Below are 24,321 nucleotides of genomic sequence, written 5' to 3'. Positions count from 1 at the left end.
GCTTAGAAGTACCCCTCGCGCTTGCGGTCTTCCATCGCGGCCTCGGACATCTTGTCGTCGGCGCGGGTGGCGCCCCGCTCGGTGAGCCGGGAGGCGGCGATCTCGGTGATGACCTTCTCGATGCTGTCGGCGTCGGAGTCGACGGCACCCGTGCAGGACATGTCACCGACGGTCCGGTACCGGACCAGGCGCTTCTCGACGGTCTCGCCGTCCTTGGGGCCGCCCCACTCACCGGCGGTCAGCCACATACCGCTGCGCGAGAAGACCTCACGCTCGTGGGCGAAGTAGATCTCCGGCAGCTCGATCTTCTCGCGGGCGATGTACTGCCACACGTCCAGCTCGGTCCAGTTGGACAGCGGGAAGACACGGACGTGCTCACCGGGGGCGTGCCGGCCGTTGTACAGGTTCCACAGCTCGGGGCGCTGGCGGCGCGGGTCCCACTGGGAGAACTCGTCGCGCAGCGAGAACACCCGCTCCTTGGCGCGGGCCTTCTCCTCGTCCCGGCGGCCACCGCCGAAGACGGCGTCGAACTTCTCCGCCTGGATCTTCTCCGTCAGCGGCAGCGTCTGGAGCGGGTTACGAGTGCCGTCCGGACGCTCCTTGAGCACACCGCGGTCGATGTAGTCCTGGACGGAGGCCACATGGAGGCGCAGCCCATGGGCGGCGACCACACGGTCCCGGTACTCAAGGACCTCGGGGAAGTTGTGTCCGGTGTCCACGTGCAGCAGCGAGAAGGGGATCGCCGCGGGGGCGAAGGCCTTCAGCGCCAGGTGCAGCATGACGATGGAGTCCTTGCCGCCGGAGAAAAGGATCACCGGCCGCTCGAACTCACCCGCCACCTCACGGAAGATGTGCACGGCCTCGGACTCGAGGGCGTCCAGGTGGGACAGGGCGTACGGAGCGTCGGTGTCCCCGTCGCCCCCCGTCACCTTGGCAACGGTCGTCGTCATGCCAGTCCCCTCTCGGTGAGCAGCGCGTGGACCGCGGCCGCGGACTCCTGGACGGTCTGGTTCTGCGACTCGATCCGCAGATCGGGCGACTCGGGCTCCTCGTAGGGGTCGTCGACCCCGGTCAGCCCGGACAGCTCGCCCGCGGCCTGCTTGGCGTACAGGCCCTTCACATCGCGTACGGAGCACACGTCGACCGGAGTCGCCACATGGATCTCCAGGTAGGCGGCACCGCTCTCCTGGTGGCGCTTGCGCACCGCGTCACGGCTGTCGGCGTAGGGCGCGATGACCGGGACCAGCGTCTTGACGCCGTTGCGGGCGAGCAGTTCGGCGAGGAAGCCGATGCGCTGCACGTTGGTGTGCCGGTCCTCGCGGCTGAAGCCGAGACCCGCCGAGATGAACTCGCGGATCTCGTCGCCGTCGAGCACCTCGACGAGGTGGCCCTCCTCGCGCAGCCGGCCGGCCAGCTCGTACGCGATGGTGGTCTTGCCGGCACTCGGCAGACCCGTGAGCCAGACGGTGGCTCCGGTCGTCACGTGCAACTCCTTGGTAGATGTCGTCATCCGTGCAGCCCGCACTCGGTCTTGGAACGCCCGGTCCAGCGGCCGGCGCGCGCGTCCTCGCCCTCCAGGACACGGCGGGTGCAGGGGGCGCAGCCGACGGACGCGTAGCCGTCCATCAGCAGGGGGTTGGTGAGGACGCCGTGCTCCTGGACGTACGCGTCCACGTCGTCCTGGGTCCAGCGGGCGATGGGGGAGATCTTGACCTTCTGCCGCTTCTCGTCCCAGCCGACGACCGGGGTGTTCGCCCGGGTCGGGGACTCGTCGCGGCGCAGGCCGGTCGCCCAGGCGACGTAGCCCTTCAGGCCCCGTTCCAGCGGCTCGACCTTGCGCATCTTGCAGCAGAGATCGGGGTCGCGGTCGTGCAGCCTGGGGCCGAACTCGGCGTCCTGCTCGGCGACGGTCTGACGCGGGGTGAGCGTGATGACGTTGACGTCCATCACGGCCTCGACCGCGTCCCGGGTGCCGATGGTCTCCTCGAAGTGGTAGCCGGTGTCGAGGAAGACGACGTCAACGCCCTTCCTCGCGCGGGAGGCGAGGTGGGCGACCACGGCGTCCTCCATCGACGAGGTCACGCAGAAACGCCTGCCGAAGGTGTCGACCGCCCACTGGAGGATCTCCAGCGCGGAGGCGTCCTCCAGATCACGGCCCGCCTGTTCGGCGAGCGCCTTGAGATCGTCGGTGGTGCGTTCTTCCTGAATCGCGGTCATATCTGATCTCCCCCTGCGTCGGTGTGCCGAAGGCCCCGGGCGAGCAGCCCGAGGAACTTCAACTGGAATGCGCGGTTGCACGCCGCGCATTCCCAGGCGCCGTGGGCGCCTTCCAGGGCTTCGCTCGGACGCAGGTCCTCGTCGCCGCAGTAGGGGCAGTAGAAGGGGGCGGCCCGCTCGCTCACGACAGTGCCTCCTCGGAGGCGCGCGAGGCCCAGGCCGCGAAGCGCTCGCCGTCCTCGCGCTCGGCCTGGAACCGCTTCAGGACCCGCTCGACGTAGTCGGGCAGTTCCTCGGAGGTGACCTTCAGGCCGCGCACCTTGCGGCCGAACCCGGCCTCCAGACCGAGGGCGCCGCCCAGGTGCACCTGGTAACCCTCGACCTGCTCGCCCTTGTCGTTGAGGACCAGCTGGCCCTTGAGACCGATGTCCGCCACCTGGATACGGGCGCAGGCGTTCGGGCAGCCGTTGAGGTTGATGGTGAGCGGCTCGTCGAAGTCCGGGATGCGGCGCTCGAGTTCGTCGATCAGCTGGGAGCCGCGCGCCTTGGTCTCCACGATGGCGAGCTTGCAGTACTCGATGCCGGTGCAGGCCATGGTGCCGCGCCGGAAGGGCGAGGGCTTCGCCGTCAGGTCCAGCGCCTCCAGGGCCTCGACCAGCGGCTGGACCTGCGCCTCCTCGACATCGAGGATGATCATCTTCTGCTCTACGGTGGTCCGGACCCGGCCCGAGCCGTGGGCCTCCGCGACCTCGGCGATCTTCGTCAGCGTGGTGCCGTCGACACGGCCGACGCGCGGGGCGAACCCGACGTAGAACAGGCCGTCCTTCTGGCGGTGCACGCCGACGTGGTCGCGCCAGCGGCCCGAGGGCTCGGCGGGCGCGGGGCCGTCGACCAGCTTGCGCCCCAGGTAGTCGTCCTCCAGGACCTGGCGGAACTTCGCCGGGCCCCAGTCGGCGACGAGGAACTTCAGCCGGGCGCGCGTGCGCAGCCGCCGGTAGCCCCAGTCCCGGAAGATGCCGACCACGCCGGCCCACACCTCGGGCACCTCGTCCAGCGGCACCCAGGCGCCGAGCCGGACGCCGAGCTTGGGGTTGGTGGACAGACCGCCGCCGACCCACAGGTCGAAGCCGGGGCCGTGCTCGGGGTGCTCGACACCGACGAACGCGATGTCGTTGATCTCGTGGACCACGTCGAGGAGCGGGGAGCCGGAGATCGCCGTCTTGAACTTGCGGGGCAGGTTGGAGAACTCCTTGCTGCCGATGTACCGCTCGTGGATCTCCTCGATCGCCCAGGAGCCGTCGATGATCTCGTCCTCGGCGATGCCGGCGACCGGCGAGCCGATGATCACGCGCGGGGTGTCACCGCAGGCCTCGGTCGTGGACAGCCCGACCGCCTCCAGGCGGTTCCAGATCTCCGGGACGTCCTCGATGCGGATCCAGTGCAGCTGGATGTTCTGCCGGTCGGTGACGTCCGCGCTGCCGCGCGCGAACTCCTCGGAGATCTCGCCGATCACGCGCAGCTGCTGGGTGGTGAGGCGTCCGCCGTCGATCCGCACCCGCAGCATGAAGTACTTGTCGTCCAGCTCCTCCGGCTCCAGGATCGCGGTCTTGCCGCCGTCGATCCCGGGCTTGCGCTGGGTGTACAGGCCCCACCAGCGCATCCGGCCGCGCAGGTCGTTGGGGTCGATCGAGTCGAAGCCGCGCTTCGAGTAGATCGTCTCAATGCGTGTCCGCACATTGAGACCGTCGTCGTCCTTCTTGAACTGCTCGTTGCCGTTCAGCGGGGTGTGGTGCCCCGCGGCCCACTGACCCTCACCGCGGTGACGGCTCACCTTGCGGCGGGGCGCTGCGGCAGCAGGGTTCTGCGGGGTGGCGGCCATGGTTCTACGTCCTTCGGGACAGGCGGAAAGCGGCTCTTACCTGCGTGTACGGGCGCATGGGAGTGCATGCGCGGCTTTGCGCGGGGAGGAGAACGGGAGGATGTGTCGGGTGACGCTGCGGCTCGTCAGCGCACCGGACAGATGGCGCTGGACATGCGGCCGAGGTCGACGTGCCGCCGACTCACCAAGGCAATTCCAGTTCCAGACATGACGGAAGCGTGTCACGGCGATCTGGACACAGTCCAGCTTTATCCACCATGTGGACACCCTGGTCTCGACAGGCGAGACCAGGGTGTCGTTGGTCACAAAGATCGCGGGACCTCTTGTTCCCGCAGGTCAGGCCGGGTACGCCCCGGGCCAGGGGCCCGGTGCGGGCGCCTCCGCCTCCTCCTCGACCTTGGTGTCGAAGAGCTGGAAGCCACGGCGCTGGTAGTTGGCCATCGCGTGCTCGCCGTCCTTGGAGCAGGTGTGCAGCCAGACCCGCTTGGTGTCCGTCAGCCCCGGCCAGCGGTCCGCGAGGTCCCAGGCGCGGGCGGTGCCGTAGGAGAGCAGGTGACCGCCGATCCGCCTGCCGCGGAAGGCCGGGATCAGGCCGAAGTAGGCGATCTCCACCACACCGTCGTCCTGGGCCTCCAGCTCGACGTATCCGGCGGGCGTGCCGTGGTCGTAGGCCACCCACGTCTCCACGCCCGGCCGCTCCAGGTGCTCCCGCCACCGCGCGTACGTCCAGGAGAGCCGGTCGGTCCAGCGGATGTCGCCGCCCACGGAGGCGTACAGGAAACGGCTGAACTCGGGGGAGGGGACTTCCGCGCGATGGATGCGGACGTCGCTCTCCGGGGGTTCGGCCGGGAGGAGGTCGGTGGGGGCGGTCTGTTCCAGGGACCAGGTGGTCACGGGGATGTTCGGCATGCCGGTCAGGGAATCATCTATCCCAGAGATCTGTCGATCGAGGCCAGCGGCAGCGCGAACAGCATCCGTCCCGACTGGGACCACACGTCGCCCGTCTGTTCCCAGTACGACAGCGACTCCGACTCCCCGCTCCAGCAGCTGCGGGTCTCGTCCGCGCCGCAGCGGGTGGCCTTCGCGGGGTTCGCGGTGTTCTGGCGCCAGAGGGTACCGTGGCCGCCCTCCGTCGCGGCTGCCCGGCCCAGGTACCACTGGGAGTCGTGCGCCAGGACGGGGCCGGAGCCCGAGGCCTTCGTGGCGAAGGCCTCGGCCACGCGCGCGTAGCCGCCGGCGTCGGTGGCCAGGAGGCCGGAGCGGCCGGGGGCGCCGCTGAAGTCGTAGCGCCACAGCCGGGCGGCCGTGTCGCCGTCCCCGGAGAGCCACTCGCTCGCGACCAGGCTGTCCGGTGCGGTGCTGCGGTCCAGGGAGAGGTAGTCGGGGCGGGTGGCGCCCGCCGCGTCGGTCAGACGGTAGGAGCCGACGGCGGGCAGGACCCACTGGGCGCCGTGCGCCGACCAGCCGCCGCGGACCCTGCCGACCGCGCCGCTGTCGACGGTGGCCCGCTGGACGCGGTTCATGTCGTAGACGTACAGCGCGTCGCCGCCGTCTCCGCTCGCCGTGACCAGCAGCTTGTTCTGGTACCAGACCATCCCGGAGACCTCGGAGACGAGGCCGCGGAAGTCGCGTCCGCCGTCGACCGGGACGGCGAGGAGAACCCAGGAGTAGGTGGGATGGTCGAGGTCGTTGGCGTCGACGAAGGCGACCCGGGCCAGGCCCCCGCCCTCCGCCGCGGTGCCGGTGCGGCTCCACGCGGAGAGGATCACGCGGTTGGCGCCCCACAGGCCGTCGTCGTCGGCGTCCCCTGAGGTGGTGACCGCCCCGGCCCGCCAGGAGCGGGTGTCGGCGGCGTCCCAGCAGTAGGCGGCGGTGGCCGTCGGCTCCACGGGCAGCGCCGTGCGCTCACCGGCCGTGCAGTCGATCGCGTCGCGCAGGGGCCGGTCGGCGGAGTTCAGGACGGCGGACACACCGACCGGACGCCCCATCCCGGCGGTGAGCCGGTCGAGGGAACTCTTCGGGGTCCGGGATTCCTTGAGACGCAGCGGGGCGGTCTCGGCGGCCGAGGTGAGCGGCTTCAGCGTCCCCGGATTGGCGGCGACCGTGGCCTGCGAGGCGCTGATCATGGTGGCGGCGGCGGTCAGCGCGAGGGCTGTCCCGGCCAGGAAGGCGCGTAGCGCTTGGCCCCGCTTGCGCCTGCGGTGTCTGCCACGTTGCTTCATACGTCCTCCCGAGGCGGGCCAACTGCGCCTGATGATCCGTACGTTGATCGAGGAGCAGGTGGGGTGGCCCGCAGAGGATGCTACGGCAGTGCGGCACCGCTGGGGATGAAGATGCTGCAATTATGCGGAAGATGCACCATGAGCGAGGGTTTTCACCCGGTCTCGGCGCCGGCGCGGGCCCTGAGCACGGCCGGGGCCGTCGAGTGCGGCAGCAGGTCGCCCGGGCCGGCCGGCAGCAGCACCTCGACCTCGGCGTCATCGCAGAAACGATACGGCCGGTGTTCCAGGAACGCCCCGAGATAGCGCCGTACCCGGGACATCTCCGCGCGCACGGTCACCGTGCGGCCCGGATCGCCGAACATGTCCTGCGCCAGGCCCGCCGCGCTGCGGCCCGAGCGGTGCAGGGCCAGCAGGTAGAGCAATTCGGCGTGCCTGGGGCTGAGTTCGTGAGTCCAGGTGCCCGCGCCGCCCGACACCGTCACCGTCCAGCGGCGCGGATGCGCGAGGTCCAGCACGATCCGGGTGGTGCCCTGCGGCTCCGGTTCGTCGGTGGCGCGGACCAGCCAGCCGCCCGCGAGCGGTTCCAGGGTGCACAGACCGAGCGCGGGCAGCCATCGGCGGCCCGGCGAGGGCGACTTGGGCAGGGCGATCCGGTTCGGGTACGGCATTCCGGTCACCGCCGCCGTCCAGCCGTCCCGGTCCACCACCAGGGCCCGCCCGGTGAGCCGGGCGAGCACGGGCGCCGCCACGGCCCGCAGTTGCTCCAGCGAGGCCAGATGCAGCTCGCGCAGCCGGGACTCGGCGAGCTTGGCCACCGAGTCGACCCAGGCGAGGGTCGCCGGGTGCATCGTGTCCAGCGGCCCGCTCACGTCGACCACACCGATCAGCCGGCCGTCCCGCGGGTCCTTGACGGGGGCGCCGGTGCAGGTCCAGGAGGCCTGGGAGCGCACGAAGTGCTCGGAGGCGAAGACCTGGACGGGGCGGCGCACCACCGCCGGGGTGCCGACGCCGTTCGTGCCGACGACGTTCTCCCGCCAGTCGGCGCCGAGTTCGAAGCCGGTGCCGTCGGCCTTGCGCAGCACGCGGGCGCTGCCCTCCCGCCACAGCACCCGGCCGTCGTCGTCGGCGACCACCATGATGTGGTGGGCGACGTCCGCGACCGACAGCAGCCCCTCCCTGAGCACCGGCAGGACGTGCCTCAGCCGTGTGGTCTCCCGGCGCCGCTGCACCTCCTCGGGGGGCAGCAGACCTGACCGGAAGTCGTGGTCCGGATCGACGCCGCTGCGCAGCATCCGGCTCCAGGACTCCTCGATCACCGGGCGCGGGGCGAGGGGCGTGCGCCGGCCGGACAGGGTGGCGGAGCGGATGTCGTTCAGTACCCGGGCTGCGCCTGCCGTGTCCACGGTGGCTAGGTGGGTCACATGCGTCGGCGAGAGCGGCACTGGTCCTCCCGGTCCCGGATCCATTGACTGTCTGTCTCATAGTGCCGGTCGCGGCTCGGGAAGGGACACAGTCCGCCCACAGTCACCAGGAAGTTGCAACCCCCTGCAACCCTGGTGGTGGGCTCCGGACTGATTGAAACTTGGGCGAACGCCGTCTCGCAGCGGCGTGTTTCGGCCTCTGAGGGCCGTAACGGGGGTGGTGCCGTGTCGGCGCAGCACCACCCCCGTTCACTCCGGCCCGCTGTTGGGGCAGGTCACTCCACGGGCCGGGCCCGATCCACCACCGACGCCAGGTCGAGGGTCGTGGGCAGGGTGCCGAAGGCCGTGCCGCCGTCGCCGCCCAGACGGGACGCGCAGAAGGCGTCGGCGACCTCAGCTGGAGCGTGGCGGACGAGCAGGGAGCCCTGAAGGACGAGTGCGAGCCGTTCCGTCAGATGGCGGGCCCGCCCCTCGATGCCCTCCAGATCGGCCAGTTCGGTGAACAGGCTCTTCGTCGCCGCGTCCAGGCGGTGGTCGGCCCCTCGGGTCCGGCCGATCTCCAGGAGGTAGGCGTTCAGGGCTTGGGGCTCGCGCTGGAGGACCCGCAGGACGTCCAGGGCCTGGATGTTGCACCGCGCCCTCCCAGACGGAGTTCAGGGGTGACTCTCGGACCAGGCGGGGCAGGCCCGACTCCTCCACGTAGCCGTTGCCGCCCAGGCACTCGGCGGCCTCCACCGTCAGCGGGGTGCAGCGCTTGGTGATCCAGTACTTGGCCGTCGGCACCGCGATCCTGAGGAAGGCCCGTTCCTGCTCGTCGTCGTTGTCGTAGGCGGCCGCCAGGCGCAGGGCGAGGGTCGTCGCGGCCTCGGACTCCAGGGCGAGGTCGGCCAGGACGTTGCGCATCAGCGGTTTGTCGACGAGCTTGCCGCCGAAGGCCGCGCGATGGGTGCAGTGGTGGATCGCCTGGGCGACGGCTTGGCGCATCAGGCCGGCCGAGCCGAGGACGCAGTCCAGCCGGGTCGCCGCCACCATCTCGATGATGGTGCGGACCCCGCGCCCCTCGTCGCCGACGCGGCGGGCCCAGGTCAGGTCGAACTCGACCTCGGCGGAGGCGTTGGAGCGGTTGCCGAGCTTGTCCTTCAGACGTTGGAGGAGAAACGTGTTGCGGGTGCCGTCCTCCAGGACACGGGGGACCAGGAAGCAGGTGAGCCCGCCCGGGGCCTGGGCGAGGACCAGGAAGCCGTCCGACATGGGGGCCGAGCAGAACCACTTGTGGCCGGTGAGCTCGTAGGTCTCGCCGTCGGGCAGGGGCCGCGCGGACGTCGTGTTCGCCCGGACGTCGCTGCCGCCCTGCTTCTCCGTCATCCCCATCCCGAACAGCGCCCCGGCCTTGAGGTGGGCGGGCCGCAGCGCGCGGTCGTAGACCATGGACGTCAGACGCGGCTCCCACTCGGCGGCCAGGTCCGGGTCGGCGCGCAGGGCGGGGACCGCGGCGTGGGTCATCGACAGGGGGCAGCAGTTGCCGGCGTCGACCTGCGTCCACAGGACGAAGGCCGCCGCGCGCCGTACGTGTCCGCCGGGGCGGCCCCAGGCGGCGGTCAGGCCCGCCGAGACGCCCTTGCCGAGCACCCGGTGCCAGGCCGGATGGAACTCGACCTCGTCGACACGGTGGCCGTAGCGGTCGTGGGTGCGCAGCCGGGGCGGGTGCTCGTTGGCCTGGCGACCCCACTCCTGCACCTGCGCCGAGCCACAGGCCCGGCCGAGCGCGGCCAGCTCGCCGTGGACGTCGTCGAGCAGGGCCGGGTCGAGGTGCCGCTCGACGGCCTCCTTCAGGGCGCGGTCGGCGCCGTAGACGTCGTAGCCGGTCAGGGGCGGGGGCTGGTTGGTCACGGTGTGCGTGGTGCCTGCCATGCCAGCGAAAGTACCCCGGGGCGGGGGAGGGTCACCTCACGGACACGGGGTGCTGTGTGGCGGGGCCTGGTTGCCGTCGGCGTATGGGCCGGTGCCTCGTCGACGCGCGCCGGTGTCTCGTGGAGGCGATCTCCGCCCGCGCCTCGCCGGCACGGCACCCGCTGCCCGTGGACGGGCGGGGCGGGTGCCGCGGGCAGGGGGTCAGGCCAGGTGGGCCATCGCCTCCGTCGGGTGGTGCAGCGGGTCCGTGTCGTGGGTGCCGTGCGGCCAGCCCGCCCGGTACACGGTGTCGAGGTAGCGTTCGCCGAGGTCCGGGGCGATCGCCACCGCGGTGAGGCCGCGGCCGTGGGCGGACAGCCACTGGTGGGCGCCGCTGACGACCGTGCCGGTGGAGCCGCCGAACAGGAAGCCCCGAGCCGCCAGCCCGCGGCAGACCTGGAGGGTGTCCGGTTCCTCGACGAGGACCACGTCGTCGATGTACGACTTGTCGAGCAGCTGCGGCGGCACGCTCGTGCCGAGACCCGGGATCAGACGGACGCCCGGCGGCCCGCCGAAGGTGACCGAGCCGACGCTGTCGACGGCGACGATCCGCACCGGGCGCCGCCACTGCCAGAACCAGCGGGCGCAGCCCATCAGGGTCCCGGTGGTGCCGGCTCCGACGAACAGCACGTCCAGGTCCGGGAAGCGGCGCGCGATCTCCGGCGCCGTGGTGCGGTAGTGCGCCCGCCAGTTCCCCTGGTTGCTGTACTGGTTGAGCCACACGTACCGCTCGTCCGAGGCGCACAGCGCCCGCACGTACGCGAGCCGGGCGCCCAGGTAGCCATCGTGCAGGTCGGGTTCCCTGACCACGTGCACCCGGGTGCCGAGCGACTCCATCAGCCGGATCGTCACCAGGTTGCACCGGGTGTCGGTCACGCACAGGAACCGGTAGCCCCGGCTCGCCGCGATCATGCTCAGGGCCACCCCCAGGTTCCCCGACGACGACTCGACCAGGACCGACCCGGGCCGCAGGGTGCCGTCGCGCTCGGCGGCGTTCACCATCTCGCGGGCCGCCTTCAGCTTGATGGACCCGGCGAAGTTGAAGCCCTCGCACTTCAGGAACAGCGGAAGCTCCAGCGCGGCCCGCAGGTCGACGTAGAGGTCTGACTCGTTGAACTCCGAAGGATCGGATATGACGGGCATGACGCCCCCCTCCTCATGCGCACGGGTCGTTCAGCCGTACCGGCGCAGCTCGTTGAAGAACCCGTCGACGACGTGCAGTTCGCCGCGCCGGGCCAGTTCGTCGTGGACGTACCGGCCGACGGCGAGGTCGAGCACCCCGAGGCCGAAGGGGGAGAACACCACCGTCCGGTCCGTCGGGACGGTCACCCGTCCGGTCAGCACGTCGTCGAGCGTGCCGTCGATGAAGTCCCTGCTCCCCGTGAGCCGTTCGGCCAGATGCGGGGAGGTCTCGGCCTTGAGGCAGTGCTCGACGTCGTCGACGAAGTTGGCCGACGCGAGCAGGATCTGCGGGGCGAGGTCGCGCAGGGACACATGCAGGACCAGGGGGTGATGACCGAACCACGACGGATCGTGGACGTGCGGCCGGCCGGCGACGGTGGCGAAGACCACCAGGTCGCTGGAGCGGACGAGGGATTCGGCCGAGTCGTGCACGGCCACCTTCCCCGGCGCGCCGGACCGCTCCAGATAGCCGCGGAACCCGGCGGCGCTCTCGGCGGACAGGTCGTGCACGCCCGTCTCCTCGAAGTCCCAGCCGGTGGCGGTGAGATGGGTGTGGATGTAGCGGGCGATCAGCCCGGTGCCGATGAAGCCCACGCGGGTCGGGCGGGTCCGGCCCGCACTGAGCCTGTCCGCCGCCAGCACCGCCGACGACGCCGTGCGCGTGGCGCTGATGACCGAGCTCTCCAGGCAGGCGAACGGATAGCCGGTCTCCGGGTCGTTGAGGATCAGCACCGCGGAGGCCCGCGGCAGCCCGGAACGGATGTTCTCCGGGAAGCTGGAGACCCACTTCAGACCGTCGACCCTGAGCGGTCCGCCCAGCGAGGCGGGCAGCGCGATGATCCGGGACGACGGGCGGTCCGGGAACCTCAGGAAGTACGACGGCGGGTTCACCGAGTCGCCCGCGCCGTGCAGCCGGTACACGGCCTCGACGAGGTCCGCGATCTCCGGTTCCCGTCCGTGCAGGGCCTGTTGGACCTGGGCGCCGGTGACGAGCGCGAAGGACGGGGCGTCGAGGATGCTCATGCGCCGCTCACCTCGCCGTCGGCGCGCAGCACCGGGTCGCCGAGCGCGGCCAGCACCTCGCGCGGCCCCTCGAAGGGCTCACGGCTGTGCGCCGTACGGATGTTGTCGACGAGCAGGAGGTCGCCGTCCTGCCAGGGCTCGCGCACGGTGTGGGCGTCGTACACCTCGTTGATCGTCCGGACGACGTCCGCGTCGATCGGACTCCCGTCCCCGAAGCGGGTGTTGAAGGGCAGCCCGTCGGCGCCGTACAGGTCCACCAGGTATTCGTGCACTTCGGGCTCCATGGTCCACTCGTTGAGGAACGCGATCTGGTTGAACCAGCAGGGCAGTCCGGAGCGCGGGTGCCGCAGCACCGCGTCGCGCCGCTGCCGGGTGTGCAGGGAGCCGTCGCGCTGCCAGGCGAACTCGATGGCGTGCCGGCGGCAGTAGCGTTCGACGGCGTCGCGGTCGTCCGTGCCGAAGGCCTCCTCGACCGACGCGCCGATCTCCTCGTGGTAGGCCCGGGTCAGCAGCCAGCCCTCCCGTTCGAAGCGGGAGACCAGCTCGCGGGGCAGGGCCCGCAGCACCGCCGTAGCGTCGGCGAGCGCCGTCGCGCCCCCGGACCCGGGCGCCTCCAGACAGGCGAACAGCAACAGGCCGGGGAACTCCAGGCCGTAGCTGACCTCGTGGTGCATGCACATCTGCTGGTTCGGCGGCCACTTGGTGGACGAGTACACACCGTCCGCGTAGCGCCGGCGGGGTGCGAAGGGCTCACGGTCGGGCATCAGACCGTCGGTCAGCCGCCTGAAGACCGCCTCGCTCGTCACGGGGTCGGCGAGGCCCAGCCCCCGCACCAGGACACAGCCGTGGTCGCGGACGAGGTCACGCAGCGGGTCGCGGTGCGCGGCGGCCCAGCGCACCGCGTCGCCGTCGGACGTGGCGTGCAGGAGCGGCGGGCTGCCCGGGGCCAGGTCCGGATGGGGAAGGAGACTCGTGGAGGACATCTCGGTGTTCCTTTCAGCTGCGCCGGTCGAGCAGATCCGCCAGGTCCGCGAGGACCGGGTGACGGACGACGTCCTGGAGGGTGATCACCCGGTCCAGGGCGATCGCGAGACGCACGGCGGACAGCGAGCTGCCGCCGCGGTCGAAGAAGTGGTCGAGCCGGCCGATCCGGTCGGCGGAAACGCCGAGCACCTCGGCCCATGCCTCCGCCACCCGCCGCTCGCCGTCCGTCGAGGGCCCGCCCGCGGCACCGGTGTCGAGGTCCTCGGCGAGCGCGGTCAGCCTGCGTCGGTCGGTCTTGCCGTTGGCGGTCAGCGGCAGGTGCTCCCGCCAGTGCACGACGGCGGGGACCATGTACGACGGCAGTGACACGGCCAGCCGTTCCCGTACCGTGTCCGCGGCCACCGGCTCGGGCCCGGCGCAGAACGCGGCGAGCTGAGCGCCCCGCACGACCACGACGGCCCCGTCGCGCACGCCGTCCACCCGCAGCAGCGCGTTCTCGATCTCGCCGATCTCGACACGGAACCCGCGGATCTTGACCTGGGTGTCCCGGCGGCCGAGGAACTCCAGCTTGCCGTCGGCCCGCCAGCGCCCCACGTCACCGCTGCGGTACAGCCGCTCGCCGGGCCGGTACGGGTCCTGAGTGAAGGCGGCCGCGGTGCGCTCGGGGTCGTTGACGTAGCCGCGTCCCACGCACACCCCGGAGAAGACGATCTCGCCCGGCGCGCCCAACGGCACGGGGACCAGGTCCTCGTCGACGACGTACACCCGCACATTGCGCACCGGGCGCCCGAGCGGGACCCGGTCGCCGTCCGGCACCCGGTCCATCACCTCGTGATTGGTGTCGTCCGAGGTCTCGGTCAGGCCATAGGCGTTGGCCAGCCTGATGCCGGGCGCGGTGGCGAACCAGCGCTGCACCAGCTCCCGCTTCACCGCCTCGCCGGTCACCGACACGCAGCGCAGGTCGGCCAGTTCGCGCGGCCGCTGCCCCAACTCGGCGAGCACGGCCTCCAGATAGGACGGCACGATCTGGAGCACGTGGACCCGCGCCCGCACCACCGTGTCCACGAACCGCGGCACGTCCAGGATCGTGTCCTGCCCGACGATCAGCGTCCGCCCGCCGACGACCGGCCCGGCGAGCAGCTGCCACAGGGAGATGTCGAAGCACTGCGGCGCGGTCTGCGCGACGACGTCGTACTCGCCGATCCCCAGGTCCTCGACCTTGGCGAGCACGTGGTTGAGGAAACCGGCGTGCTCGCACATGGCGCCCTTGGGCTCACCGGTGGAGCCGGACGTGAAGTAGATGTAGGCGAGTTGGCCCGCTGAGACCGGGATGCCGAGATCGTCGCCCGCGTGGCCCTCGGCGTACGCGGCGTCCACGAACAGCGTCTCGGCGGACGCAACGGTCTCGGCGGCCGTACCCGTCCCGGCGGACGTACCGGAGAGCGATCCGGTGCTGCCCTCCTCGGTGACGACGAACGCGCAGCCCGCCCGGAACAGCGTCCTCGCGACCCGCTCGGCCGGGAAGTGCGGCTCGACCGGCAGATAGGCCCCGCCCGCCTTGAGCACGCCGAGCACGGCCGCCATCCAGTCCAGGTTCCGTTCCATGACGACGGCGACGACGTCCTCGGCCGCGAGGCCGCGGGCCAGCAGTGCCCGGCCGATCCGGTTGGCGCGGGAGTTGAGCTCGGCGTACGTCCATCGCCGGTCGTCCTGTACGGCGGCCACGGCGTCAGGGTGCTTCTCGACCCGCTCCTCGAACAGCTCGTGCACCCGCCGGTCCGGGAGTTCGCGGACCGGGCCCGCCAACTCCTCCAGCTGGAAGTGGAGTTCGTCCTCGGACAGCAGGCTCCGGCGGTCCGGGTGGGTGAGCGCGGTGAGGTGGTAGCCGGCGATGCGGGCGGCGGCTTCGGCGTCGAGGACACCGGCGCGGTAGCGCAGAAGCAGCGTGCCGTCGGTGACGGTGACGCGCAGGCCGGCGCCGGACGTGCCCTCCGTCCCGTCCGAGAGGGCGGCGAGGACCCTGGTGCGGGCCGCGAGCAGCGCGGCGGGATCGGTCGGTGTGCCCGCGGGCAGCGGGATCGCGTACTCCCCGATGTCCGGCAGTGGACCGGGCGTGCGGTGCGGAGCTGTTTCCATGACGTTCGTCCCCCTGGTTGTTCTTCGTTCAGGCAGTTCAGGCGGTTCGGGTCGGTTCGGGTCGGTTCGGGCGGCTCAGGGCGCTTCAGTCACGTGCCACCGCCGGATTCCCGCCCCAGTGCGCCCCCGACGGCATCTCCTCGCCCTTCATCAGGAAGGCGTCGGCACCGAGTACGGCGCCGTCGCCCATCGCGACGCCGTAGTGGACCAGCGCGCCCGTCCCGACGGTGCAGCCGTCGCCGATGACGATGTGGTCGGACTTGAAGGTGCCGTCCTCCTGGGAGTGGGCCTGCACCTTGGAGTGGTGGCCGAGCGTGCTGTCGCTGCCGATCGCGACCAGCGTCCGCTCGGTGAGGTAGCAGCCGTCGTCGAAGACCCGCCGGCCGATCCGCACTCCCAGCAGCCGCCAGACCAGGCTCTTGAACGGAGTGCCGTTGAACACCACGAGATGCTGGTCGGGCACCTTCCACAGCCGCTCGTGCCACCAGAAGTACGGGTCGTAGATCGAGCACAGCCGCGGCTTCAGCGGCCGGAAGCGGGTGATCAAGCGCTCCACCAGCGCCCAGTAGCCGACGGTCACCGCGAGGCCGGTCATCAGGTAGGCGCCGATCAGCAGTCCACCGAGGGCGCCCCGGCCGCCGTAGAGGTCGACTGCCGCGAAGCCGAGCAGCGTCAGCAGGAACCAGTGCAGCCAGCGCAGGAACAGGAACAGGGCCATCGTGCGGGCGTTGGAGCGGTTCTTGGCCGAGAGGCGGCGGCGCAGCTCGTCGCCCTCGCGGAAGTGGTCGAAGCGGGTGTCGCGCTCCACCGTGCGCGGGATCTCGAACGGCGGCGAGCCCAACAGGCCCACGCCCTCGCGGAGTTCGCCGTCGAGCGGCACCAGCACCTTGGTGGCGAGCAGGCAGTTGTCCCCGGTGCGGCCGCCGACCGGATAGGCGATGTGGTTGCCGAGGAAGTTCTGCCCGCCGATCGTGACCCGTGAGAGCCGGAACGAGGTGCTGGAGTACTCGGCGTTGAGGATCGACAGCCCGTCGGCGACCATCGTGCCGCTGCCGACGGTGGCCAGGTACGGCGTCTCGTGCGCGACCTCGGTTCCGAAGTTCGAGCCGGTCTGCTCGACGCGTGAGAGGTCGTAGCCGATGGACCGCAGGTAGGGGACGATGTACGAGCTGTCGCCGCACAGCCACTTGAAGAACTTGATGTTGGTCATGCGGGCGATCGCGCGCTGCACCGAGTAGTGGAAGCCGTACAGCGGATACACCCGGTCCGCCGTCAGGGTCAGGTTCAGCAGCCGCGGCAGCACCGTCACGATGACGAGACCGAGGATCACCGAACCGGCGAAGAGGACGACGGACAGGGTGAGCGCCTCGGCGTAGAAGGCCGCCGACGCCAGTTCCTTCGCGTTCGGTTCGAGCAGCGGGTCCAGCGCCGGCACGAGGTCCATGACGAGGAAGACACCGCCGATGCCGAGCGGGACGTACACCAGCAGCGTCTGCAGCAGCGCCACGAGGGCGTAACCGGCCCGGCGCGCGGAGGTGCAGCCGGTCGCCGGGACCCGGATGTGGTCGACGTCGGTGGGGCGGGCCGGCGAGCCGTGCCAGCGCTCGCCCGGGGGGATCGAGGCACCGTCGTACAGCGCCGAGGAGTGGCCCAGCTGGCCGCGGTCGCCGATGGACGTGCCGATGTCGAGCACGGTCTTCTCGCCGACGAAGACGTCCCGGCCGAGGGTGACCGGGCCGGTGCGGATCCGTCCCGCGTGCGCCCGGTAGCCGAGCAGCAGGGCGTCCTTGCGGATCACCGTGCCGGCGCCGACGGTCAGCAGGTCGGTGCAGACCGGCATCGAGTGCGACAGGACCGTGACGCCCGGGCCGATCCGGGCGCCGAGGGCCCGCAGGTAGAGGACGTACAGCGGGTTGCCCGTGAACAGGACCATCGGGCTGGCGTGCAGCAGCGCCTTGACCAGCCAGAAGCGGACGTAGGCGAGGCTCCAGACCGGGAACTCCGTCTCCTTCCACCGCCCGACCAGCACCCACTTCGCCACCACGGGCAGCGTGCACAGGGCGAGGAACAGGGCACCGCCGAGGACCAGCGACCGCAGATAGACCGAGACCGGGCCATCGGCGCCGGATATCCAGGAGTACCCCGCGGCGGTGGCGACACCGGCCCCGAAGCAGTACGCGGCGAAGACGAGGAACTGCAGCACCCCGCACAGCACATAGCGGGCGGTGCTGCCCGGCGGCGGGGGCGGCTCGGCCGGCCGGGCGGGGACCGGTCCGGTGGCCGGGACCTCGGCGAGAGCGGTCGCCAGGCCGCGGATCGTCGGGTGGCCGTAGACGTCCCGCATCGACACCTGCGGCAGATCCTCCCGCTTGCGCACCCGGGCGCAGAACTGCGCCATGACCAGGGAGTTGGCACCCAGGTCGTCGAAGAAGTGGCTGTCGAGGGGGACTTGATCCGTCTTCACGACCCCGGCCAGCACCTCGGCGAGGACCTGGGCGGTGCCGTCCACCGGGGCGACTGTCGTGATCTCGCCAGGATTTACCACCACTTGAGCTCCTAGATCATTACTTTTGGGCTTATGGACTATTCGGTGTGCTTGCTAAGTCGGACCGGGTCCGCCACCGGTTCCGGGGGCCGGGGTGGTGTTACGGCCTCGCGACACCGCCGGGCCGCGCCTGCGACGACCGTTTCCAGCGGGCCACGTCCGACGTGCCGCCACGAGAGGGCGAACAGGAGCGCTCCGGTGGTCATGACGGCGTAGAGGAGCTCGGGGGAGCCGGAGAGCGCGCCGGTGGCGAGCAGGAGCACATGGGCGGCGTACAGGGTCAGCGGCATGCTGCCCGCCGCCGCGAGCGGGGTGAGGGCCCGCGTGAGCAGGGCGTTCCTGGTCAGCAGCAGGGCGCCGCCGAGGATCGCCGCCGCCGAGCCCAGGGTGAGGAGCAGGTCGAAGGGCGTGGTCGCGTGCGGCGCGCGGGAGAGCAGCGCCCACCAGGTCACGCCGTCCGGGCTGTCCCACAGGGCCTCGGCGCGGGAGGCGCCGGGGAACTCCGCGCGCCACAGCATCCGCAGCCCGTCGAACCGGAACAGGACCAGGGACGACACCAGCCAGACTCCGGCCACGAGCGCGAGGCCGCCCCCGAGGAGCCGGGGCGCGAGCCTGCGTGAGGTCAGGTCCAGTCGGCCGAGGGCGAGTCCGGCGCACAGATAGGCGGTCCAGGCGAGCACCGGGTAGTCGCCGTGCACGAGCAGGTCCGACACCAGGCCGAGCGGATCGGTGACCACGTCCTGGAGGGTCGGGTCACCGTCGAACGCGGGCTGGGGCAGTGCGCCCCGCAGCGCGTGGACGGCGAACGGCGCCCCCACGGCCAGGGACAGGGAGAGCGCCGTCAAGGTCCCCGGACGGAGGCCCAGCAGCGGGATCGCGATCAGGAACAACAGGGCGTAGAACACCAGGATCACGTCCACGTCCAGGGCCGCCGCGCGCGAGGCGTAGCCGAGCAGCAGCCCGATCAGGGCGATGACACCGGCCCGCGCCGCCACCGCGGCGGTCGCGGGCCGCCCGGTCGCCGGCCGGCGACCGCCGGTCGTGAAGGCCAGACCGATCCCGGCCGTCACGGCGAAGGTCGCCGAGGAACGGCCGCCCGCGAACATCCAGGCGGGGGTGGGCGATCCCGCCTCGTCGAACGCGCCGAACACGTGAACGGAGAACATTCCCAGCAGGGCGAGCCCCCGTGCCACATCGACCCCCACGATGCGCGGCGCGGCTTGCTTCGGTGCGTACGGAGCAGGCATGCGAATTCTCCAGAATGGGATACGGCGGAATATCGCCCGCTGCTCACCGCGCAGCGGAAAATCATGAAGAGGGACCCCCGTGGTTCCGGTGTTCCGGAAGAAAAGGAAGTGCCGTGAGGCACGGAATGGAATATGAGAAGGAGCGGTTCGGTATGCGCCTGGAGTGACCACGCGAGGGGGACCGGGTGGCCTGGCTCGGGCCTTGGTCAGAGCCCTGAGAATGCAATCCGAATTGTTTCGAGGCGCTCATGAACGGGTCAAGCGCATTTCAGTCAATGGCGGTTTCTTGTCGGTCGGCAGTTCGCTGTCGGTATGACTCATTCTTGCCGTTCGGCGGCGCCACCGGGGAACTCACTTCATGGACGGTGCATATGTCGTCGGGCATTCCGGTTTCCGGGACACGAAAACCGGCCAGCGGGTTCATGACAGAAAAGGGGTTCGATTTCCTTCGCGATTTCCCCGGGGTTGCCCGGCGTTTTCCGCGGTATGACGGAACCGAACGCGAGCGGGCGTTCCCCGCACGGGCGTGCCCCGGACCGGGACGGGGGGATGAGTGCACGCTCGCGTGGCGGATACCTTTAGGACGTGCAGGCAGCAAGCGAATCCCCTCAGCCACCCTCCGGCCGACTCCACCGGGCCCGTGCCCTCTACCGGAACGTGTCGAAGCGCAGGACCGCCTGGCTGCTGCTCAAGGACACCGTCAACTCGTGCATCGAGTACCGCATCCTGGGGCTCGCCGCCGAGGCCGCGTTCTTCTCGCTGCTGTCCGTGCCGCCGCTGCTGCTCAGCCTGATCGGCCTGCTGGGCTACGTCGACGACTGGACCGGCACCGACAGCATCAGCAGCCTGGAGGCCAACCTCCTGGACGCCGCGCGCACGGTCCTGTCCGACAAGGGGGTACGGGAGATCGCGCAGCCGATCCTCGACGACGTGATGAAGGGCGGCCGTCCCGACGTCATCTCGGTCGGCTTCCTGTTCGCCCTGTGGTCCGGGTCGCGCGCGGTGAACGTCTTCATCGACACCATCACCGTCATGTACGGCCTCGACGGGGTCCGCGGCATCGTCAAGACCCGGCTCGTGGCGTTCGCGCTGTTCGTCGCGGCGCTGCTGATCGGCTCGGTGGCGCTGCCGCTGATGGTGGCGGGTCCGGACGCGGTGGTGCGGATCGTGCCGTGGTCGACGACGGTCGTCCAGGTCCTGTACTGGCCCGTGGTGATCATCCTGTCCATCGCCTTCCTGACGACCCTGTACCACGTGTCGGTACCGGTGCGCTCACCGTGGATCGAGGACGTCCCGGGCGCACTGGTGGCCCTGGCGATGTGGGTGCTGGGGAGCTTCCTGCTCCGGATCTACCTCCAGAGCACGATCGAGGGCGCGACGATCTACGGCTCGCTCGCCGCCGCGGTGGCGGTGCTGCTGTGGATCGGCGTCTCCGCCTTCGCGGTCCTGGTGGGCGCGGCGATGAACGCCGCTATCGACCGCGTGTGGCCCGCGGCGGCCACGGCGGCGGCGCGCGCGGCGCAGGAGCGGGTGCGGGAGGCGCAGGTCGCGGAGTACGTGGCCCGCGCGGCAGCGGCGGTCAGGGACGCGGGCCCCGACGATCCCGACGACCCCGACATGCCGTCGGAGTTCCCGGAGCGGTGGTCGCGCTTCCTGCCGCCGGAGGACGTGACGTCCCGTCTGAGGACGCATGCGAAGTCGACGCATCCCCCGCGGAAGCCGGAGGGGTCCTGAAGGGGGGGGGCGCTGTCGGGTGCGGGTGGGTGGGGGCTGGTCGCGCCCCGCGGCGGAGCCGCTGATCGACTCAGCCCCGCGCCCCTGAGGTCGGATCACCGACCGGAGTCAGACCTTCCACGTTCCTGCGGCTGCCGCCTCCCTCGCGAAGTCCGTGAAGTCCCGGGGCTCCCGGCCCAGGACCTTCCGGACGCCGTCCGAGAGATGGGCGTTACGGCCGTCCAGGAGTTGAGTGAACGCCTCCACCAGCGCGTCCACCTCCCGCGCCGGCACCCCGAACGCGAGCAGGCGCTCCCCGTACTGCTCCGGTGACACCGCCTGATACGTCAGCGCCCTCCCCGTCGCCTTCGCGATCTCCGCGACCGCCTCGCCGAAGGTGAGCAGCCGGGGCCCCGACACGGCGACCGTCTCGCCGACGTACCGGTCGCCCGCCACCAGCGCGGCCACCACCACGTCCCCGATGTCCCGCACGTCCACGAACGGCTCCCGCACCTCGCCCGCCGGGAACACCAGCTCCCCGCTCAGCCGCAGCTCCTCGACCAGCGGCCCCTCACTGAAGTTCTGCGCGAACCACGCGGCCCGTACGACCGTCCAGTCGGCCCCCGACGCCCGCAGCGCCTCCTCCGCGTCCCGCGCCCGGTCCTGCCCCCGCGACGACAGCAGCACCAGCCGTCGTACGCCGGCCCCCACCGCCTCCCGCGCGAGCGCCCCGACCGCCTCGGCGGCCCCCGGGGCGCCGATGTCCGAGGGGTACACCAGATACGCCGCGTCCGCGCCCCGCAGCACCCGCGCCCAGGTGGACCGGTCCTGCCAGTCGAACCCCTGGGCCCGCGAGGCGGCCCGCACCGTCAGCCCCGCGGCCCGAGCGGACCGCGCCACCCGGCTGCCCGTACGACCCGAGGCACCGGTCACCACCACCGTCGTGTTGCGTGTGTTCTGTGTCATGCCGTCGAGTCAACTCCCGTGCCCGGCAGGGGCCCATCGCTGAACGGCTCATTCCCATGCGTACGCGTCTACGCTGACCGCATGGACGCTCTGGCAGGCCTGCTGGAAGGACCGCGGGCGCGTGGCGCCTTCATGATCCGCGCGTGTTTCGACCCGCCGTGGGCGGTGCGGGTGGAGGACCGGGCACCGCTGACGGTCATGCTGATGGTCCGCGGGGAGGCCGTGGTCCTGCCCGACGCGGGCGAGCCGGTCCGGCTGGGCCCCGGCGACCTCGCCATCGCCCGCGGCCCCGACCCCTACACCTGCGCCGACGACCCCGGTACGGCCCCGCAGGCGCTGATCCTGCCCGGCGCGGAGTGCAGCTACCCCGACGGACGGTCCCTGAACGGCTCCATGGACCTCGGCGTGCGCACGTGGGGCGACCGGCTCGACGGCGGGACGGTGGTCCTCATCGGGACGTATCTGATGGAGGGCGAGATCAGCAACCGGCTCCTGGACGCGCTGCCGCCGCTGCTGTCGCTCACCACCGACGTGTGGGAGTGCCCGCTGACCCCCCTCCTCATGGAGGAGATCGTGCGTGACGAGCCGGGGCAGGAGGTCGTCCTGGACCGGATGCTGGACCTGCTGGTCATCGCGGCGCTCCGGGCCTGGTTCTCCCGGCCCGAGGCGAAGGCGCCCGCGTGGTACGCGGCGCTTGCGGACCCTGTGGTGGGGCGGGTGCTGCGGCTGATGCAGGACGATCCCGCGCATCCGTGGACGGTGGCCTCCCTCGCCGCCAAGGCGGGGGTGTCGCGTGCGGCGCTCGCCCGGCGGTTCAGTGAGCTGGTGGGGGAGCCGGTGATGACGTATCTGACCGGGTGGCGGCTGGCGTTGGCGGCGGACCGGCTGCGGGAGGGGGACGCGACGCTGGACGCGATCGCCCGGCAGGTGGGGTACGGCAGTGCGTTCGCGCTGTCCAGCGCGTTCAAGAGGGGCTACGGGGTCAGCCCGCAGGAGTTCCGGCTGCGGGCCGGCCGGCCGTAGCCTGGGGACGTGTACACGGAACGGCCGTCCCGGCTCGCCGGTGCCGTCGTCTGGGCCGGTGACGGGTCCGGACGCGTCCTGCCCGACGGGTGCATGGATCTGCTCTGGCACGAGGAGCGACTGCTCGTCGCCGGGCCCGACACCCGTGCGTACGTCACCGCGGGCGCCGCCGGCACCTGGACCGGCCTGCGCTTCGCTCCCGGTTCCGCGCCCGCCTTCCTCGGTGTGCCCGCCCATGAACTGCGGGACCGACGGGTGGAGTTGGCCGATCTCTGGCCCGCGTCCGAGGTACGGCGGCTGCGGAGCCGCATCGCCGAGGCCCGCGACCCCGCCACCGCGCTGGAGGACATCGCCCTGGAGCGCGCGGCCCCTCCCGACCCCGCCCTGCACGCCCTCGTCGCCGCTCTCGGCGCGGGCCGTCCCGTCGCCGCGACCGCCGACGAGATCGGCCTCGGGGCACGGCAGTTGCACCGGAAGTCGCTCGTGGCGTTCGGGTACGGGCCGAAGACCCTCGCCCGGATCCTGCGGCTGCGGCGGGCCCTCGCGCTGGCCGGGGCCGGAGTGCCGTTCGCGGAGACGGCGGTACGGTGCGGTTTCGCCGACCAGGCCCATCTCGCCCGGGACGTGAGGGAGTTGGCGGGCGTGCCGCTCGGGCGGCTACTCGCCGCCGGTTAGCGGGGCGTACAGGTCGACGCTGTTGCCGTCGGGGTCGTGCAGGGACGCGTACCGCTGGCCCCAGTCGGCGTTCCACGGCTTGAGCTCCCCGTGGAAACCCTCGCCCACCAGCTCCTCGTACACCGCGTCGACCTCGGCCGGACTGTCGCAGCGCAGCGCGAGCCCGGTGCGGCTGCCGCCGGCCGGCGCCCGCCAACCGGGGTGGAAGGAGCGGACCGTGTCCTCGGTGTCGAGCATCAGCCGCACACCGCCCGGCAGTTCGGCCTCCGCGTGCGGCTGCGTCTCCGCCCCTTCGGGGAACGGGAACCCGAGCCGACGGTAGAAGGCGACGGAGGCGGCGAGGTCGGAGGCCACCAGGCCGATGGCGTCGAATCGTGGAGTCATGACGCCACCGTAGGCAGGGCCGGGGCGCCCGGTCTTGAAGGAATCGGACACCTCAGCCGAAGGTCACCGGTCCCCGCGGGGTGTCCACGGTGAAGGAGAGGCCCACCGGTCCCTCGGCCAGGGGGAGTTCGGTGTCGAGGGCGGCGAGAAGGCGACGGATCCCGTTCGGTGCGGGGGCGGTCGCGGTCAGGGAGAGCAGGGGAGTGGTGGGCAGGCCGGAGGCCGTCGGGTGCGCGGTGGCGCCCCAGTCGATGAGGAAGGGGACCAGTCCGGAGGGGTGCTGGGTGTCGCCGTCCGTGAGGCGCCACTCCAGCAGGGTGCCGTCGGGCCGGCGGCGGCTCATCGGGCGGATCTCGCCGGGGTCGTAACCACGGGCCCGGGCCCTCGCCACCGCCGCGTCCAGGTCGGGCGGGCTGATCGCCCAGGTGACCGTGCGGGCGGCGGCGAGCGCGTCGACGTCGAAGGGACGCGGGCCCCTCGGCTCCGGCTGCTCCGGGTCCGGACCGATGATCTCCAGATAGGCGGTGCCGCCCAGCGACACGAGATGGTTGCGGGTGCCGAGACCGACGTGCACACCGCCGGGGGCGGGGGTCACGCCGGTGCGCCGGGTGAAGTCGCCGACCGTCGCCGCCAGGTCGGGGGTCGCCAGGACGAGATGGTCCAGCCGTGCGGGAATCGCGTTCACCGCGCCGAGGCTACGGCGCCCCGACCGCACGACGGAACACCTGTACGGCGACACACCTCCTAGGCTCGG

Annotated in this window: 21 protein-coding genes and 1 pseudogene; 3 read left to right on the top strand and 19 right to left on the bottom strand. The window is 71.6% G+C overall.

Annotated elements, in window-relative coordinates:
- Window positions 1–2: 2 nt before the first annotated feature.
- The 16 genes and pseudogenes from cysD to RKD20_RS10050 form a co-directional block, all read right to left on the bottom strand.
- Complete coding sequence (cysD, locus tag RKD20_RS10125; protein ID WP_391178700.1) at window positions 3–950, bottom strand: sulfate adenylyltransferase subunit CysD; 948 nt, start codon at window positions 948–950, stop codon at window positions 3–5.
- Complete coding sequence (cysC, locus tag RKD20_RS10120) at window positions 947–1,510, bottom strand: adenylyl-sulfate kinase (RefSeq protein WP_424877440.1); 564 nt, start codon at window positions 1,508–1,510, stop codon at window positions 947–949. The genes cysD and cysC overlap by 4 nt, the downstream gene beginning before the upstream one ends.
- Entirely contained in the window at window positions 1,507–2,217 is a 711-nt protein-coding gene (locus tag RKD20_RS10115) for a phosphoadenylyl-sulfate reductase (protein ID WP_424877439.1), read from the bottom strand. The genes cysC and RKD20_RS10115 overlap by 4 nt, the downstream gene beginning before the upstream one ends.
- Entirely contained in the window at window positions 2,214–2,402 is a 189-nt protein-coding gene (locus RKD20_RS10110) for a hypothetical protein (RefSeq protein ID WP_020118899.1), read from the bottom strand. The genes RKD20_RS10115 and RKD20_RS10110 overlap by 4 nt, the downstream gene beginning before the upstream one ends.
- The gene (locus tag RKD20_RS10105; RefSeq protein ID WP_424877438.1) at window positions 2,399–4,096 is read right to left on the bottom strand and encodes a nitrite/sulfite reductase; all 1,698 of its coding nucleotides are present in this window, start codon (window positions 4,094–4,096) and stop codon (window positions 2,399–2,401) included. Before RKD20_RS10105 ends, RKD20_RS10110 begins: the two co-directional genes overlap by 4 nt.
- A 125-nt stretch (window positions 4,097–4,221) precedes the next feature.
- Complete coding sequence (locus RKD20_RS10100) at window positions 4,222–4,305, bottom strand: putative leader peptide (protein WP_349817346.1); 84 nt, start codon at window positions 4,303–4,305, stop codon at window positions 4,222–4,224.
- Window positions 4,306–4,432: 127 nt separating this feature from the next.
- A complete protein-coding gene (locus RKD20_RS10095; protein ID WP_424877437.1) occupies window positions 4,433–5,005 on the bottom strand; it encodes a GNAT family N-acetyltransferase in 573 nt (190 codons plus the stop codon).
- 17 nt (window positions 5,006–5,022) lie between these two features.
- Window positions 5,023–6,318: a hypothetical protein gene (locus RKD20_RS10090; protein ID WP_424877436.1), complete on the bottom strand. Its 1,296-nt coding sequence runs from the start codon at window positions 6,316–6,318 to the stop codon at window positions 5,023–5,025.
- A gap of 152 nt (window positions 6,319–6,470) precedes the next feature.
- Complete coding sequence (locus tag RKD20_RS10085) at window positions 6,471–7,760, bottom strand: GAF domain-containing protein (RefSeq protein ID WP_424877435.1); 1,290 nt, start codon at window positions 7,758–7,760, stop codon at window positions 6,471–6,473.
- A 254-nt stretch (window positions 7,761–8,014) separates the two neighbouring features.
- Window positions 8,015–9,650 (bottom strand): annotated as a pseudogene (locus RKD20_RS10080) (acyl-CoA dehydrogenase family protein).
- A gap of 201 nt (window positions 9,651–9,851) precedes the next feature.
- Window positions 9,852–10,832 carry a 2,3-diaminopropionate biosynthesis protein SbnA gene (gene sbnA, locus RKD20_RS10075; protein ID WP_424877434.1) on the bottom strand — a complete coding sequence of 327 codons (981 nt, stop codon included), beginning with the start codon at window positions 10,830–10,832 and terminating at the stop codon, window positions 9,852–9,854.
- Between the two features lie 30 nt (window positions 10,833–10,862).
- Complete coding sequence (gene sbnB / locus RKD20_RS10070) at window positions 10,863–11,894, bottom strand: 2,3-diaminopropionate biosynthesis protein SbnB (RefSeq protein ID WP_424877433.1); 1,032 nt, start codon at window positions 11,892–11,894, stop codon at window positions 10,863–10,865.
- A complete protein-coding gene (locus RKD20_RS10065; protein ID WP_424877432.1) occupies window positions 11,891–12,877 on the bottom strand; it encodes a TauD/TfdA family dioxygenase in 987 nt (328 codons plus the stop codon). Before RKD20_RS10065 ends, sbnB begins: the two co-directional genes overlap by 4 nt.
- Before the next feature lie 13 nt (window positions 12,878–12,890).
- Window positions 12,891–15,014: a non-ribosomal peptide synthetase gene (locus RKD20_RS10060; RefSeq protein ID WP_424877431.1), complete on the bottom strand. Its 2,124-nt coding sequence runs from the start codon at window positions 15,012–15,014 to the stop codon at window positions 12,891–12,893.
- Between the two features lie 85 nt (window positions 15,015–15,099).
- Window positions 15,100–17,562, bottom strand: coding sequence for a Pls/PosA family non-ribosomal peptide synthetase (locus tag RKD20_RS10055; RefSeq protein ID WP_424877430.1), 2,463 nt, complete (start codon window positions 17,560–17,562; stop codon window positions 15,100–15,102).
- Between the two features lie 35 nt (window positions 17,563–17,597).
- Window positions 17,598–18,806, bottom strand: a complete 1,209-nt coding sequence (locus RKD20_RS10050) for a heparan-alpha-glucosaminide N-acetyltransferase domain-containing protein (RefSeq protein ID WP_424877429.1) — start codon at window positions 18,804–18,806, stop codon at window positions 17,598–17,600.
- 585 nt (window positions 18,807–19,391) lie between these two features.
- On the opposite strand from RKD20_RS10050, the gene RKD20_RS10045 reads away from it, so the two are divergent.
- Window positions 19,392–20,540 (top strand): YihY/virulence factor BrkB family protein, encoded by a 1,149-nt coding sequence (locus RKD20_RS10045; RefSeq protein WP_028807892.1) that lies wholly within the window; start codon window positions 19,392–19,394, stop codon window positions 20,538–20,540.
- 108 nt (window positions 20,541–20,648) lie between these two features.
- Here the strand turns inward: RKD20_RS10045 and RKD20_RS10040 are convergent, their stop codons facing one another.
- A complete protein-coding gene (locus tag RKD20_RS10040; RefSeq protein WP_424877428.1) occupies window positions 20,649–21,485 on the bottom strand; it encodes an NmrA family NAD(P)-binding protein in 837 nt (278 codons plus the stop codon).
- A gap of 81 nt (window positions 21,486–21,566) precedes the next feature.
- Here RKD20_RS10040 and RKD20_RS10035 point away from each other — a divergent pair, with 81 nt between their 5' ends.
- Both RKD20_RS10035 and RKD20_RS10030 read left to right on the top strand, forming a co-directional pair.
- Window positions 21,567–22,508 (top strand): AraC family transcriptional regulator, encoded by a 942-nt coding sequence (locus RKD20_RS10035; RefSeq protein WP_424877427.1) that lies wholly within the window; start codon window positions 21,567–21,569, stop codon window positions 22,506–22,508.
- A 9-nt stretch (window positions 22,509–22,517) separates the two neighbouring features.
- Window positions 22,518–23,183, top strand: a complete 666-nt coding sequence (locus tag RKD20_RS10030) for a DUF6597 domain-containing transcriptional factor (RefSeq protein ID WP_424877426.1) — start codon at window positions 22,518–22,520, stop codon at window positions 23,181–23,183.
- On the opposite strand, the gene RKD20_RS10025 is transcribed toward RKD20_RS10030, so the two are convergent.
- Both RKD20_RS10025 and RKD20_RS10020 read right to left on the bottom strand, forming a co-directional pair.
- Entirely contained in the window at window positions 23,166–23,567 is a 402-nt protein-coding gene (locus RKD20_RS10025) for a VOC family protein (RefSeq protein WP_424877425.1), read from the bottom strand. The two genes, RKD20_RS10030 and RKD20_RS10025, sit on opposite strands and share 18 nt — an antisense overlap.
- Window positions 23,568–23,619: 52 nt before the next feature.
- Window positions 23,620–24,252, bottom strand: a complete 633-nt coding sequence (locus tag RKD20_RS10020) for a VOC family protein (protein ID WP_424877424.1) — start codon at window positions 24,250–24,252, stop codon at window positions 23,620–23,622.
- Window positions 24,253–24,321: the final 69 nt, after the last annotated feature.

The organism is Streptomyces sp. SLBN-8D4 (genome assembly GCF_049739545.1).
GTDB lineage: Bacteria > Actinomycetota > Actinomycetes > Streptomycetales > Streptomycetaceae > Streptomyces > Streptomyces canus_C.
This window is presented reverse-complemented; position numbering and strand designations above follow the sequence as displayed.